The following is a 13,590-nucleotide window of genomic DNA, read 5'->3' on the forward strand; positions in this document are numbered from 1 at the left end:
CATCTATTACAACGATGCTATTCCTTAAATCGCATACATTATTAAAAAAAGGGACAGAAGATACCTAAATCGCTCATTTACCTTTTGCCCTGCTGTATCTTCAAAAAACATCAATTCAGACAGTTTGTATTTATTCAACCGTCACTGATTTAGCCAAGTTGCGGGGTTGATCCACGTTGCGCCCCCGCATCACAGCGATGTAGTAAGACAGTAATTGCAAAGGAATAGAGGACAATAAAGGCATCAAAATTTCGTGCGTTTTAGGAATTTTAATCACGAAATCCACCAAAGTCGGAATATGGATATCGCCTTCGGTCACAATGGCAATCACGCGCCCTTTTCGCGCTTTTACTTCCTGAATATTGGAAACTACTTTTTCATACGAACTGTCTTTGGTCGCAATAAATACGACCGGCATATCCTCATCAATCAACGCAATGGGGCCGTGCTTCATTTCGGCGGCCGGATAACCCTCAGCGTGGATGTAGGAGATTTCTTTCAGTTTAAGCGCCCCTTCCAAAGCGACAGGGAAGTTTAAGCCTCGTCCCAAGTAAATGAAATTGCGGGCGTAGGTAAAGATTAAAGCAATTTCTTTGACTTTATCGGCAGCTTTCAGTACCTGCCCTACTTTACGGGGAATATTTTCCAGTTCAATCAGCAGTTGACGATACAGTTCTTCCGAAATCGTACCGCGCTTTTTAGCAAGAGAAATGGCTATTTGAGTCAAAACGGTCACTTGGGCCGTAAATGCTTTGGTACTTGCCACGCCGATTTCGGGTCCTGCGTGGGTATGGGCCCCCGCGTGGGTTTCGCGGGCGATAGACGAGCCCACTACGTTACAGACACCAAAAATGGTGGCTCCTTTGGATTTTGCTAATTGAATGGCAGCCAAGGTATCAGCTGTTTCACCCGATTGAGAAATGGCGATGACAAAGTCTTTTTCACGAATAATCGGATTGCGATAACGGAACTCAGAAGCATATTCTACTTCTACGGGAATGCGTGCCAGTTCTTCAAAAATATACTCCGCTACTAATCCCGCGTGCCAGGAAGTGCCACAGCCTACAATAATGATGCGTTTGGCCTCGGCCAATTTGTCCATGTAGCCTCGCAAACCGCCTAATTGCAGGATGCCTTCTTCGCTGTTGACTCGTCCGCGCATACTGTCAGCAATAGAACGCGGCTGTTCAAAGATTTCTTTCAGCATAAAATGGTCGTATCCACCTTTTTCGATGGCTTCCAGCTCCATTTCCAATTTCTGAACGTAAGGAGCTTGTCGCTCATTTTCAAGATTGACAATTTTCAATTCACCATTTCGTACGAGTGCAATTTGATTGTCATCAAGATAAACGACGTCTTTGGTAAATTCAATGATAGGGGTGGCATCAGAGGCAAAAAAGAACTCATCTTCACCGACACCAATTACCAAAGGACTACTTTTGCGGGCAGCAATAAGCTGCGTGGGGTCATCTTCCGAGATGATGACAATGGCATACGCTCCCACTACCTCCTGCAAAGCCAATCTGACGGCTTCTTCGAGCGAACAGTTCACTTCCTGCTGAATATCTTCAATAAAGTGTATGAGTACTTCTGAGCCGGTTTCTGAGCGAAATTCGTAGCCCTTTTTGAGAAGATTTTGCTTGATGGTCGCGTAGTTTTCGATAATGCCGTTGTAAATAATCGCCAACTTCTTATGGTAAGAATAGTGAGGGTGAGCGTTGGCATCATTGGGCTCTCCGTGAGTCGCCCACCGCGTGTGCCCAATCCCGACGGTAGCGTGCAAATCCTTGGTTTTAAGCTCGTCTTCCAGCGCAGCTACTTTTCCTTTTTTCTTATAAATTTTCAGTCCTTCACCGTTGAGCAGAGCTACCCCCGCGCTGTCATACCCCCGGTATTCCAGCCTTTTTAGCCCTTTTATGATGATAGGGCAGGCTTCTCGGTGGCCTACATAAGCTACGATTCCACACATGCTGATTGATGTTTAAGGTGAGTAATGAATGAGCGGGTGTTTTTAAAAAAAATTACCAACCCTTTTTATCCTAAGAATTTTTTTAATAAACTTGGTTTAATACAATCAAAGTTAATTAAAATAGCGAAAAATAAAGAAATATTACAAAAACAAAAAGTGCCCCGAGTTATCTCAGGGCACTTTTTGTTTTTGCTTTTATGAACTTGAGACTTATTTTGTTTGGGTATAAAATATCATCAATTTTACGTTTTCTTTCGTAGGATTGATTGTCAAACGATCCAATTTATTATTAAGAAATGGGTAATAACCGGTCAAAGGTTGGGAATTGTTGGCGTATGATTGAACGGTACTTGCCAAACTCACAGGCATTAATAACAATCCGGTACTTTTCTTAAATCCTATGGAAACCGCTTGTAAATACGTAGTAAGAATAAAATTATAATTGCGGAATTTGGAGGAATAAGAGACAACCTGCGGCAATACATACGATTGAAATGTCGCTCCGTCTATCGGCAGTAGAAGTTCGGTATCTCCTTTGGAACGCAAAAGCCGATTGGTTTCGTCGGTCTCAGCCATAGTGAGTCCGGTAGGAAGTCCAAAAAGCCCGCCCACGTGCACCGGTTGATTAGGGACAATATTTAGCTCTGCTCGGTTAATAGCGATGTTATTGTTTTTAAACAATGTCTGCAAATAAGGGATCTCAATTTTAGTCACTATTCCAAGGGCGTCCTGAACATAATTGAGTCCCCCCGTTTGGGTGGCCAAAAGAGGTTTTAGCGGTTGGATTTGGCTTAAAGCCGTTTCTTGTCGATTTGCTTTTACCTGATTAAAGCGCTTAGAAACATAGAATGTTCTCACCAAAGCGATGGTATCAGCACTGTTGTGCAGGTACAGATTAAGAAGAATCCCCGTTGAGGAAGGTGAAAAACCAACCACCATGTTATTGCTTGTAGCAGGCACCATCGTAAAACCTTTGATGGTTTGGATGAACTTAGCAGATGTAGCACCTTCCGGTTTTCCGCTCAAATCCATAATTTCTTTGCCAAAAGCAGCAGGTAAATTAAACTTGATCGCGTTATTGATGGAAGGATTCGGTGTAAATTTAGCCTTAGCCAACGGAGTGGGATCGTAAGCTATCGAACTGTTGTTGTAGTACGTTTTTCCCGTTAGAAGTGTATCCTTTAAGCGGTGCAAATTTACTTCAAAAGGTCGAAGCGTATCTCCGTACAGGTACGAATACGCAATTTCCATCGTGAGTGAGTCAAACACGTATGTATTGGTATTGACAGTTCCGTCCGAATTAAGATTTAAATTCAGAGCTCCGCCCGCTTCAAAAAAGGGCTGTGCCGTAACCTGACCAAAAATGGGGTCACGATACAGCCCTGAGAGCAATTGTTGGGTATTGGATGTACGAACGGAGTCCAGTAAAACAGTGCTTGTTCGTACTGTAAGCGTATCAGTAAACTGCACTTCAGCGATGACCTCCGGGGGGAGGCCGATTTCTTTGGGAGCTTCGCAGGCAGCCAATGTAAGGGCTAAAATGGTGATTATACTCAAGGCGGCTTTAACCGGCCAACTCATTGTAAAGGTTGTAGTACGTATCGGTAAAATTTTCGTCTTCTTCGACCAGTTCCAATTTGCGTTCGGGCAATTCATCAAAAATACGGTTTAAACTTTCACTAAAATCATCGTCAGCTTTGACTACAGCATCGGCATACGCACATCCAATTTTGATAAATCCTTCAAAATCAGCGGAACGGAGATGCGCCAGTGCCTCGTCACTAACGTCCATGGCTTTGGCTTTATCTAAAATTCCATCTTCAAACTTATAGTTGAAGGCATTATTGTAAACAGTAAAAACGCACTTTGTATCCTTAAACATCGGATCATTTTTGTAAGTGGTTTTCAAATACAACGGGATAAGAGCCGTCATCCAATCGTTGCAGTGAACAACGTCAGGAGCCCAGCCTAATTTTTTGACTGTTTCGAGTACCCCTTTGCAGAAAAAGATAGCACGCTCATCGTTGTCGTCAAAAAAGTTGTTGTCCTTATCTAAGAAAACGGACTTACGATGAAAATAGTCTTCGTTGTCTATAAAATAAACTTGTAATTTGGCGCTTGGAATCGAAGCCACCTTAATAATCAGCGGTTTTTCATCGTCACCGACTGAAATATTGATACCCGAAAGACGGACTACCTCGTGAAGGCGATTTTTACGCTCGTTGATGAGTCCAAAACGCGGCACCAATATGCGAATTTCCATGCCGCGTTCCTGCATTGCTTGAGGTAATTTTCTTACATAATCGGCTACCTCAGTGATTTGGAGAAAGGGATTTATCTCGCTGGCTACATACAAAATCCGTAGTTTACTCATAGGCTTTGGTGAAGCTTGAAGGGATTGGTTTTGAAGAAAAATTTTGCAAAATTATACAAAATTTTGGCGAATTTCAACGTTAATGCCTGATAATTATTTGATATAGTTTAAACCCCTTACCTTTGTTTTCCAAATTATCTTCGTAAAAATACATGAAAACTCCTTTACTTGAGAGTATACTGGGCTGGGCGTCGCTGGGCTTTTTTGTTTTATGGATTATGGAAATCCGACGGACTGAGTTTAAAGACAGTTATTGGCTTATTATGCTCTGCTTATCCTGTCTGTTGGCCTTTCAGTATCTGCGCCGTAAACGCAATGCCGAACCCATGCTTTCTAAATATACCCCGGAAAATAAACAGGTAAAGGCAAAACCCAAAGCGACCATAAAGCCTTCGATAAAAAAGAAAAAGTAGTCAGACAGGACGGGGCCCGCAACGGCGGACCGTGCCCGTGCGGTCAGGAGTGAGAAGGAAGAAGTCAGCGGAAAAAAATTAAAAGTCAATAAGCGCAGAATCTGCCAAAACGGTTTTTAAAAGGAAAAAATCACTGACTCCTGACTCCTTGCTTCTGACTTCTGATTTAAATCAACCACAGCGTAAACAAAAAGATACCGTCTCCCATCCATCGATAGCGCTCATCTGCCTGAACTGACGGTCGCTTCAGCAAGTGCATACACACGCTCATGACAGCGATAGTTAGGGCAGTTCTGACACAATACCTGTAAGACGTGAATACAAGCACTCCTAAGGCACTTATAACCACAATGGTAACCAACCACGTTAATACTTGGCTGACTGTCTCTGTGCCCCACGCAATGGCCAAGGAATAACCCTCCTCAATATCGAAGGATTCAAACCAGGAGAACAAAAGAAGGTTTTGAAAAGCTACCAATCCAAAAAGTACCATGAAGACATTGCTTTCCCAAGCGGTGTTGGGGATGGAGATGAGGGCCGTACCCCAAATTCCTGCGGTGTAAATGATAGCCACAAAAGGCTCTTTAAAAAGCTGGAAACTGTCGGTAAGTGAGGTTTTGAAAACAACAAAGAGGTAAATGCCGACGAGAAACGCTAAACCGATTCCTAAAAAAATCATTTTGGACGGTATCCAAAACAGGCATATCAGACCTACAAAGGCCAATCCCGCTAAAACTTTGAGTAATATAGGTTCGTAACGGGCGTGAAAGCGGTGACGGGGCGTGTCAATTGGCGTGGGTTTACGATTGTCAAGCAATCGGTCCACTACATAAATGGCAAATACTGCAATGCCGACCAGTAGGGTTGAAGCCCAACCTACGTTGCCGTGACCGTCGGGCAAACGCAACGCAACGCCATGCGTAATCGTAGCACCAGCTGCTACGTCCAAACTTAGCCAATGGGCGCGTTTGAGGTAATAACTGATAATAAATGCAACGTTTTTAAGCCAAGTCATGGAGCGGTAACTTTTAATCTCATGGGCGATTTAGGCTAACGCTCTGCTTGATTTCGCGGATTCGCTCGTTGAAATTCCAGTTGTGAAAATCAACCTCAGGCAGGCACGTGGCTTTCAGATAATCCATGATGGTGGGAGGGTGGACTACGCGCTGCCCCGAACGGACATCAATGTATTTGGACGTGACCCAAAGTACATTTTTGAGTTGGGAACGGCTGTCGTCGGTCATGAAATATTCCGTAACGGTGGTGTCCTGATTGAAGTAAATCAATCGAGACGTAATGCGTACCCATTCGCTGACCATCGCGGGGCGTACATAAGCAATTTGGTGCTGATACACGACCCAACTTTGGCCAAGTTCGCGGAAGAGGCGCCCAAAGTTGAATTCATACAACTTAGCGACTTGGTCTTCGCGGGCATTAAAGTAGTAATCAAAATACTTGGCATTGTTGAGGTGCTGCAAAGGATCGCAGTCCTGAAAACGAATAACCATCCGCGATTCGGGTTCTTTGGGGTACTCCTTATTGGGGATGTGTTCAAAAAACATGGGTTTTATATTTTTTTGCACACCAACAGCCTTTTATCGCCATTGGAGAGGGTTGTAGCCAGCAAATATACGTCACCCCCGTCTTTTAGTTTTAGTTTTTTGCGAAGTTCATCCGTAGTTGTAGGGAAATTACGAACGGTGAGGTTGGCTTTTGCGTCAGGTAAATAAGGGGCAAGTGCCTTTGAATCAGCCTTTACCATGGCTTGCACTTCAAAAATACGTCCGGGGAAATCAATTTTCAGATTTTCGGAAGTATATAAGTGGCTATGGGGTGCAATCTTGGCAAGACCGAAGGCATTGGCGATTGATTTAAAAGCTCCTGCTTTCAAAACCGCGACATTGGGCTCGTAAACGTAGCGTTGCGGGTCACTCAATGTGACAGCCATAGTCGCTTCTTGTTTCCATTGAAAATCAAAGACTTGTTGGCTGCCGTCGTTTTTGAAGTTGATGGTTTTAACTTGGACACCCGATGAATGATTGTTAAATTCATTCAATTCAAAAAGTAACTCTTTACACTCATTTTCTACCGCAACTACATGAACCGTTGTAACGAATGGTAAATCACTGAGTGTTTGTTTTATGTCTAATAGAGGAGATGCTTTGATAAGAATATGATTTGCTTTCTGTAGTAAAAGCGGCAAATATTCAACCACGTCGGGCTCGCAGTCTTTCAGCCCTACCACGCGGCGGTTGTCGGCAGCACGGCGGGCGGGGTCTACATACATCCAATCCGTTTTGCCTTCCAATTGGTGCAGAAAATTAATGGAATCTCCCTGAATACAGCGAATGTTACCCACCTTCAATACGTCAAAATTATGTTGGGCCGACTGCACTAATTTTTCATTCTGCTCAATGTATGTTACCGATTCGCAGCGTTGTGAAAAAAAATAGGAGTCAATGCCCATGCCTCCCGTAGCATCTATCAAGTACGCTCCTGCTACCAAAGAGGCTTTGTAGTGGCCCGTAAGCTCCGATGAGCTTTGTTCGACCGATACGGCAGGTGGAAACACCAAGCGCGGCTCAGCGTACCACGTAGGTAGCTTATGCCGCGCTTTTTGCCTTGATTCTATTTGGCCGATCAGAAACTCCTTTTCTTTCCCGTACTTGAGCAAAAGCGAAGTGGGGGCAGATTGAAGATGCTGTTGTATAAACGTGATTTGTTCGTTAGATAGCGTCATACTTTGCTACAACCCGCACGAGTTCGCGCTCCGATTTTAACTCTATTTTTTCCTGTTCAAGCAAAGCTTTGATGGCTACTTCCTTGTCCGACAGCACATCTAATACTGATTTCTTACTTCTCTTGACTTTCACCATGTTTCCATCGGCTTTCAGAAGATAGTATTCGTTGGCATCTTCGTAGGTATCAAAACGAACGTTGTTGCTGTAAGGGTCTTTGAAGTCGGCTTTTTTGAGAGTTTTGCTGACGAGTTTTAACAGAGAAGTTTTTCCTTCATACAACACCAGAAAATACACATCACGCATGTCGTATTTAGAAGTTTGTGACTTTGGATAGCGTTTGAACGTGAAATTGGCCTTCGTGACGGGGTCATTAATAGTAAAAGAAAGAACTTGGTACGGAAACACAATCAGCGAATCGCCCGAAGGGCGTTTCATGAGGAGTTCTTTGGTATAGGCGTTGTACTTTAGAGGCATATCGTTAAAAACTTTGCCATCTACAAAAGCCATTTGTCCGCTTATCCATTCTGAAATAAAGAGTGGAGAACCTTTGATGCCTTCGTAGCGCGAATCGAAGGTAGAGGTTGTGTAGTTGCCCACACCTAAGCGGCCATCTACATCACGGATAAGGCTGTTGGCATTTTCAGTTTGGGCCATCAACCCGTGGGCTGAGCACAAACAGCAAGCGATAAAAAGATTTTTTTTCATGGTCTGAGAAATTTAATTATTTGCTCCGCAATGTATATCAAACTAATTGGTTTTCAAAAGACAAAATAGATAGCAATTGAAATAGGTGTAGAGGAGCCAAATTAAATGCAGCAAAGGAAAAGCTCAAAATCGGAGCGCTGTAAATTGGAATAAAATTAAACGGTTGAATGTAATTTACAGCGAAGCTCTTAAAGTCAGGTAAAACGGTACTTCAATGTGTTCTTTTGCGTTTTCCAGAATCAATTGAGCGGTTTGTTTGCCCATGAGTTGAAAATCGGTAGAAATCGTGGTGATGCCTTCCAGAATGATTTTTTTCAAAGGGGTTTCATTATAAGAAATAATGCCCACTTGCTTTCCGACTTTTAATTAGGAAGCCAATACCTTTTCTACCAAGGTGATTAAATCGTTTTCAGTAATGCTGATGTAGACTTCACCATCCTGAATGACTTCTTCCGAAAGACCTCGAATGACCTCAAAATCAAACGAATATTGATGGCAAAAAAGCGATAATCCTTCCAATATTTCTTTGGGGTGGTGGGATTCTTGGGGGAAAATGATTTTTATCTTGCGGTATTTAGAAAGTGCTCCGAGAGCTTACTCCAACGCTTTGAAAATATCCAACTTGAAGTTTTGACAAACGGAGCCGTATTTGCCTTTGATGCCCGGAATGGGTTTATCTACCACAATGACTTTCTGGCGCTGAATGGTGGCATTAATGACTTCGTGGGCTTTCTCCCCCCCCTCCGTGAAATGGGGAATGATGACGTAATGGGTGTAATCGTGACTATTGGTTTGGAGGAGCTTTTTGAAATAATTATAGTCGTTGTTATAAATGTAAAAGTCAATGGAAACCATTTCTCCCAACGAAGCGACCAATGCGTCATAAATGATTTTTTATGGGCATTCAACTTGTTAGCCAACAACAGAATCTTCGGATGCGGGCTGATAATAGTGCTTTTTACAAAATATCCTTTGCCCGGTACTGAATCCAGCATCCCTATTTTTTTGAGGTACTTATAGCCTTTTTCGGCGGTATCTCTCGAAATATCGGACTCAAAACTCAATTCATTAATAGAGGGCAAAATTTCATCTTTTTCCAACTCTCCTTTGCCGATGGCAGTCAGTATCGAATTGGCGATTTGAAGGTATTTGGGCGTAGCCGAATAGCAGTCAATCGTGATGAGTTGTAGTAAATCGTTCCTTTTCATTGCTGATAAACGTTTTCTTGCCAACCTTGATAATCAGACATCACTTTAACGGTGTCAGCGGACGGGTTGAGTTGTTTTCTGTCCGTTTGTAGGCGTTGAATGTGGGCGATGTCTTTAAAAACTCCACTTTCCAATCCCGATAAATAGGCCGCTCCCAAAGCGGAGACATCCGGCATTCGGATGCTTATGACTGGTTTGTCAAGGAGGTCAGCCAAGAATTGCATTACAAAACCATTGGCAGTCATACCGCCATCGACCATCAATTCCTGTAGCTGAATTTGAGTGTCGGTTTCCATGGCAGAAATAATGTCTTTTATCTGATAAGGAATGGACTCTAAGGCCGCCCTGACAATGTGGTTTTTGTTGGAAATGAAGGTAAGCCCTGTAATGGAAGCCTTGCGTTTCATATTCCAATACGGTGCTCCCAAACCACTGAAAGCGGGTATGAGATACACGCCGTTGTTGCTTCCCGCGGCTATCGCCATCGCTTCGGTTTCTTTGCTGTCGGAGATGATTCCCAACTCATTTTTTAACCATTCGATGGTGGCGCCACAGGTAACAATAACGCCTTCCAAGGCAAAATCTACTCTTCCTTCGATGCTCCAGCAGATGGTGGAAACCATGCCTTTGGCCGACGATTTTCGCTCACTCCCGACGTTCATCAGTATCGAACAACCTGTACCTAAGGTCGCTTTGGCTGTACCTGATGAAAAACAACCTTCGCCAAAGGCCGCCGCGTGACTGTCGCCAATTAGGGCCGTAATGGGAACGGGAGATTCAAAAAGTCCCTCAAAATCAGGTTCGCCAAAGTAAAAAGCGGAAGGTTTTGCCTGCGGTAAGTTAAGGTTGGAAAGTCCAAATATTTCCAACAATTCGTTGTCCCAATCTAAGGTGTTGAGGTTAAAAAGCAACGTGCGCGACGCATTGGTATAGTCGGTGAGGTATTCTTTGCCTTGGGTGAGTTTGAAAAGAAGCCACGTATCTACTGTGCCGAAAAAAGCGCCGCCTTCTTTAATGGCATCGCTGACGGCAGGTACATTTTCATTGAGCCACATCAGCTTTGTTTCCGAAAAATACGGGTCAATCACCAAGCCTGTTTTGTCGTTGATGACTTGTTCTAACCCTTTGTCTTTCAGTGTGTCACAAACAGAGACCGAACGTTTTCATTGCCAGATGACGGCATTGTGCAGCGGTATGCCGTTTTCGTCCCACACCACAAACGTCTCCCGTTGATTGGAAATCCCGCACGATAGAATGTCTTTCGTATCGTATCCCTTTGTTTTAAAATCCTCAATACATTGGGTAACGGAGGTCAAGACATTTTGGAAAATTCCTTCGGGGTCTTGTTCGGCAAAACCTTCGTTGAAATAATGCGTTTTTAAAGGCTCGGAAGCGCGGGCAATGACATTTCCCAGATTGTCAAAAACAATTGTTTTGGTACTGCTCGTGCCTTGGTCTATGGAGAGGATAAACGGCCCCCCGTCCCCCAATGGGGGAGTTAATATACTATTCTTAATTTTTAGAATTCGCTTTATCAATAATTACGGCCAATAATATCACAAATCCTTTTACTACCTGTTGCCAAAAAGGGGATACGTTCAGCAAAACCAACCCGTTGTTCAAAACGCCGATAATGATGGCGCCCAACACGGTGCCCCAAATACTTCCCTTGCCTCCCGATAACGAAGTGCCGCCAATCACCACGGCGGCAATGGAATCCAATTCGTAACCTGTACTGGCATTGGGTTGTGCCGAATCCAATCGTGACGTGACCATCAGCCCGCCTATGGCCGCCAATACACCCGCAATGGTATAGACCGTGATTTTAACTTTGGTAATGTTGATACCCGATAGCAAGGAAGCGTTTTCGTTGCCGCCAATCGCATAAATGTAACGTCCCAATTTTGTTTTGTCCGAAATAAGAATGGCTACTGCCACTACCACTGCACTTATCCAAACAGGTACGGGAACGCCCACCAACCAACCCGTTCCCAAATAAGCAAATTGCTCTCCCAAACCGCTGATGGGGAAGCCTTTGGTCCAGAGCATGGTCAATCCTCTCGCTACGGTAAGCATGGCCAACGTGGCAACAAACGAGGGGACTTTGAAGCGGGTAATGACAAAACCGTTGAAAAAGCCCAACAACGCACCCGTCAATACGCCTGCGAGGGCAGCTCCTAAAAGTGTAAAACCGATGTATAAATTTTGAGAAGGTAATTCTATGCCCATTTTGAACAATCCGGCCGTGACGGCTCCGCACAAGGCCAATACTGAACCCACGGACAAATCAATGCCTGCCATCAATACTACCAATGTCATACCTACTGATATGCAGATGTTTACGGAGATTTGACGGAGGACGTTCCAAAAATTGGAAACAGTGAAAAACTTGTCGGAAAGAAATCCGATAATCAGGCACAAAATAAATAAGGCAATCAAGGGCTGAAGTTTTGCCAAGCGTTTCTTTTGTGATTCAAGGGTTGTTTGCATAAGTTCTATTTATTGGAAATGGCCGCTTTCAATAATTTATCTTCGGTGGCTTGATTGATTCCTGTTTCAAGTGTGAGTTGCCCTTCGGAAAGAACCAAGACCCGATCCGAAACCGCAAAGATTTCGGGCAATTCGGACGAAACCATGATGATGCCTAAGCCCGACGACGCCAATTGAAGAATGAGTTTATAGATTTCACTTTTGGCGTGTACGTCAATCCCACGCGTAGGCTCGTCGAGCAACAGCACCTTGGGATGCGTCGCGAGCCATTTACCCAAAATGGCCTTTTGCTGATTTCCACCGCTCAATTGTTTGATCAATTGGCCCGAAGAAGATGTTTTAATACCCAATTCCTGAATGTATTTGGTAGCCAAATCAGCTTCGACTTTCGTATTCAAAAAACCGTTTCTTTCCACTTGCTCGCCCAAAGAAGCCAGACTGATGTTTTGTTTTACATCCATACCGGGCACAATTCCATCTCTTTTTCGGTCTTCGGGTACTAAGGCCAACCCCGCTTTGACGGCATCAACTGGCGAAGCAATCGTTACCGTTTTGACAGTTCCTGACGTTAATTGCGGATACAAGCCAAAAATAGTTTCCAGTAATTCCGTCCGCCCGGCGCCCATCAGTCCAAAAATTCCTACTACTTCGCCTTGTTGTAGGGAAAAAGAGATGTCAGAAAAGATAAAATCGGGACGCTTGGCGCTTCGTTTTAACGAAAGTTGCTGTACGGAAAGCAGTTCTTTTTCTCCGTCAGCGTGTTTTCTTTTTTATGAATGAAAATTTCGCGACCCACCATTTTTTGGATAAGGCGGTCGTGAGTCATGCCTTTCATGTCACCCGATTCGATGGATTTTCCGTCTCGTAACACAATGTAACGATCAGCAATTCGGAACAACTCATCGAGCTTGTGAGAGATGTATGCAATGGTTTTATTTTCCCGCTTCAGTTCGTCAATAATGACAAAAAGCGTTTCTACTTCCTGATCAGTAATGGCCGAAGTCGGCTCGTCCATGATGATGACAGCGGGGTTGAGCAACAGAGCTTTGGCTATTTCCACCAACTGTTGTTGACCCACTTTCAGCTCATTGATTTTTGTTTCGGGGGAAACGTTGAGTTTTAGTTTTGCGAGCAATTGCACCGTTTTCAGACGCATTTGTTTTTTGTCTAATATGCCAAAAACGGTTTCAATTTCCTGCCCTAAAAAGATATTCTCCGTGATGCTCAGGTACGGAATCAGGTTGAGTTCCTGATGAATAATGGCGATGCCCGCGTTTTGAGCGTCTCGGGTTCCCGAAAAACGGACAGGTTGCCCATTGAGCGTTATTTGCCCTTCGTAGTCTCGATACACTCCCGACAAAATCTTCATCAGCGTGGATTTTCCCGCGCCGTTTTCACCCAAAATAGCATTCACTTTGCCTGCGTGGAGTTCGAGGCAAACAGTATCCAACGCCGTTACGCCGGAAAATTTCTTCGTTATGTTTTCGGCAGTCAGCACTTTTTTCGTTAATCGTTATTGGTTAACTGTTTATCGTATTTTCGCGGCAACCCCACCCTAATCCCTCCCCTGTGAGCAGGGCTGTTAAGTTCTATTTTTTTGTTACATTTGACCAAATATTATATGGAATATGACACTAAATGAATTTTTCAAAGATTTACCAGATTCACGTCGAAGTCAGGGACACCGCTA

General features: G+C 43.8%; 15 protein-coding genes and 1 pseudogene. 1 reads left to right on the forward strand and 15 read right to left on the reverse strand.

The annotated features are described in order from the left end of the window. Positions 1-130: 130 nt before the first annotated feature. From glmS to Q0081_RS03730, 3 genes are all read right to left on the reverse strand, one after another. Positions 131-1,969, reverse strand: coding sequence for a glutamine--fructose-6-phosphate transaminase (isomerizing) (glmS, locus tag Q0081_RS03720; RefSeq protein ID WP_298349477.1), 1,839 nt, complete (start codon positions 1,967-1,969; stop codon positions 131-133). A gap of 210 nt (positions 1,970-2,179) precedes the next feature. Further along, on the reverse strand, positions 2,180-3,550 hold the full coding sequence (locus tag Q0081_RS03725; RefSeq protein WP_298349480.1) for a DUF4270 family protein: 1,371 nt from the start codon (positions 3,548-3,550) through the stop codon (positions 2,180-2,182). Continuing rightward, the gene (locus tag Q0081_RS03730; RefSeq protein ID WP_298349481.1) at positions 3,534-4,343 is read right to left on the reverse strand and encodes a glycogen/starch synthase; all 810 of its coding nucleotides are present in this window, start codon (positions 4,341-4,343) and stop codon (positions 3,534-3,536) included. The genes Q0081_RS03725 and Q0081_RS03730 overlap by 17 nt, the downstream gene beginning before the upstream one ends. Positions 4,344-4,495: 152 nt before the next feature. Between Q0081_RS03730 and Q0081_RS03735 the strand changes: the two genes are divergently transcribed. Next, entirely contained in the window at positions 4,496-4,756 is a 261-nt protein-coding gene (locus tag Q0081_RS03735) for a hypothetical protein (protein ID WP_298349484.1), read from the forward strand. Between the two features lie 166 nt (positions 4,757-4,922). Here Q0081_RS03735 and Q0081_RS03740 read toward each other — a convergent pair whose 3' ends face one another. The 12 genes and pseudogenes from Q0081_RS03740 to Q0081_RS03795 all read right to left on the reverse strand — a co-directional run bounded on the left by Q0081_RS03740 (position 4,923) and on the right by Q0081_RS03795 (position 13,398). Continuing rightward, positions 4,923-5,771: a hypothetical protein gene (locus Q0081_RS03740; protein ID WP_298349487.1), complete on the reverse strand. Its 849-nt coding sequence runs from the start codon at positions 5,769-5,771 to the stop codon at positions 4,923-4,925. A gap of 19 nt (positions 5,772-5,790) precedes the next feature. After that, positions 5,791-6,318, reverse strand: coding sequence for a thioesterase family protein (locus Q0081_RS03745; protein ID WP_298349490.1), 528 nt, complete (start codon positions 6,316-6,318; stop codon positions 5,791-5,793). A gap of 5 nt (positions 6,319-6,323) precedes the next feature. Beyond that, a complete protein-coding gene (locus tag Q0081_RS03750; protein WP_298349492.1) occupies positions 6,324-7,496 on the reverse strand; it encodes a class I SAM-dependent methyltransferase in 1,173 nt (390 codons plus the stop codon). Further along, on the reverse strand, positions 7,483-8,202 hold the full coding sequence (locus tag Q0081_RS03755) for a hypothetical protein (protein WP_298349495.1): 720 nt from the start codon (positions 8,200-8,202) through the stop codon (positions 7,483-7,485). Before Q0081_RS03755 ends, Q0081_RS03750 begins: the two co-directional genes overlap by 14 nt. A gap of 174 nt (positions 8,203-8,376) precedes the next feature. After that, a complete protein-coding gene (locus Q0081_RS03760; RefSeq protein ID WP_298349497.1) occupies positions 8,377-8,520 on the reverse strand; it encodes a hypothetical protein in 144 nt (47 codons plus the stop codon). Positions 8,521-8,568: 48 nt separating this feature from the next. Further along, the gene (locus Q0081_RS03765) at positions 8,569-8,721 is read right to left on the reverse strand and encodes a hypothetical protein (protein WP_298349498.1); all 153 of its coding nucleotides are present in this window, start codon (positions 8,719-8,721) and stop codon (positions 8,569-8,571) included. A gap of 158 nt (positions 8,722-8,879) precedes the next feature. Beyond that, positions 8,880-9,410, reverse strand: coding sequence for a GntR family transcriptional regulator (locus Q0081_RS03770; RefSeq protein ID WP_298349500.1), 531 nt, complete (start codon positions 9,408-9,410; stop codon positions 8,880-8,882). Then, entirely contained in the window at positions 9,407-10,162 is a 756-nt protein-coding gene (locus Q0081_RS03775) for an FGGY-family carbohydrate kinase (protein WP_298349510.1), read from the reverse strand. The genes Q0081_RS03770 and Q0081_RS03775 overlap by 4 nt, the downstream gene beginning before the upstream one ends. Beyond that, positions 10,145-10,948: pseudogene (locus Q0081_RS03780) on the reverse strand (FGGY family carbohydrate kinase); the annotation flags it as partial. The gene Q0081_RS03775 and the pseudogene Q0081_RS03780, both read right to left, overlap by 18 nt. Next, entirely contained in the window at positions 10,923-11,900 is a 978-nt protein-coding gene (locus tag Q0081_RS03785; RefSeq protein WP_298349502.1) for an ABC transporter permease, read from the reverse strand. The pseudogene Q0081_RS03780 and the gene Q0081_RS03785, both read right to left, overlap by 26 nt. Before the next feature lie 5 nt (positions 11,901-11,905). After that, a complete protein-coding gene (locus tag Q0081_RS03790; protein WP_298349504.1) occupies positions 11,906-12,526 on the reverse strand; it encodes an ATP-binding cassette domain-containing protein in 621 nt (206 codons plus the stop codon). A gap of 86 nt (positions 12,527-12,612) precedes the next feature. Next, positions 12,613-13,398 (reverse strand): ATP-binding cassette domain-containing protein, encoded by a 786-nt coding sequence (locus Q0081_RS03795; protein ID WP_298349507.1) that lies wholly within the window; start codon positions 13,396-13,398, stop codon positions 12,613-12,615. Positions 13,399-13,590: the final 192 nt, after the last annotated feature.

Source organism: Runella sp., assembly GCF_027484545.1.
Lineage (GTDB): Bacteria > Bacteroidota > Bacteroidia > Cytophagales > Spirosomataceae > Runella.

Coding starts and splice junctions, on each gene's coding strand:
- Q0081_RS03725 (WP_298349480.1), bottom strand. CDS start 3,550: ATGAGTTGGCCGGTTAAAGCCGCCTTGAGTATAATCACCATTTTAGCC.
- Q0081_RS03785 (WP_298349502.1), bottom strand. CDS start 11,900: ATGCAAACAACCCTTGAATCACAAAAGAAACGCTTGGCAAAACTTCAG.
- Q0081_RS03740 (WP_298349487.1), bottom strand. CDS start 5,771: ATGACTTGGCTTAAAAACGTTGCATTTATTATCAGTTATTACCTCAAA.
- Q0081_RS03745 (WP_298349490.1), bottom strand. CDS start 6,318: ATGTTTTTTGAACACATCCCCAATAAGGAGTACCCCAAAGAACCCGAA.
- Q0081_RS03750 (WP_298349492.1), bottom strand. CDS start 7,496: ATGACGCTATCTAACGAACAAATCACGTTTATACAACAGCATCTTCAA.
- Q0081_RS03730 (WP_298349481.1), bottom strand. CDS start 4,343: ATGAGTAAACTACGGATTTTGTATGTAGCCAGCGAGATAAATCCCTTT.
- Q0081_RS03735 (WP_298349484.1), top strand. CDS start 4,496: ATGAAAACTCCTTTACTTGAGAGTATACTGGGCTGGGCGTCGCTGGGC.
- Q0081_RS03770 (WP_298349500.1), bottom strand. CDS start 9,410: ATGAAAAGGAACGATTTACTACAACTCATCACGATTGACTGCTATTCG.
- Q0081_RS03755 (WP_298349495.1), bottom strand. CDS start 8,202: ATGAAAAAAAATCTTTTTATCGCTTGCTGTTTGTGCTCAGCCCACGGG.
- glmS (WP_298349477.1), bottom strand. CDS start 1,969: ATGTGTGGAATCGTAGCTTATGTAGGCCACCGAGAAGCCTGCCCTATC.
- Q0081_RS03790 (WP_298349504.1), bottom strand. CDS start 12,526: ATGGGCGCCGGGCGGACGGAATTACTGGAAACTATTTTTGGCTTGTAT.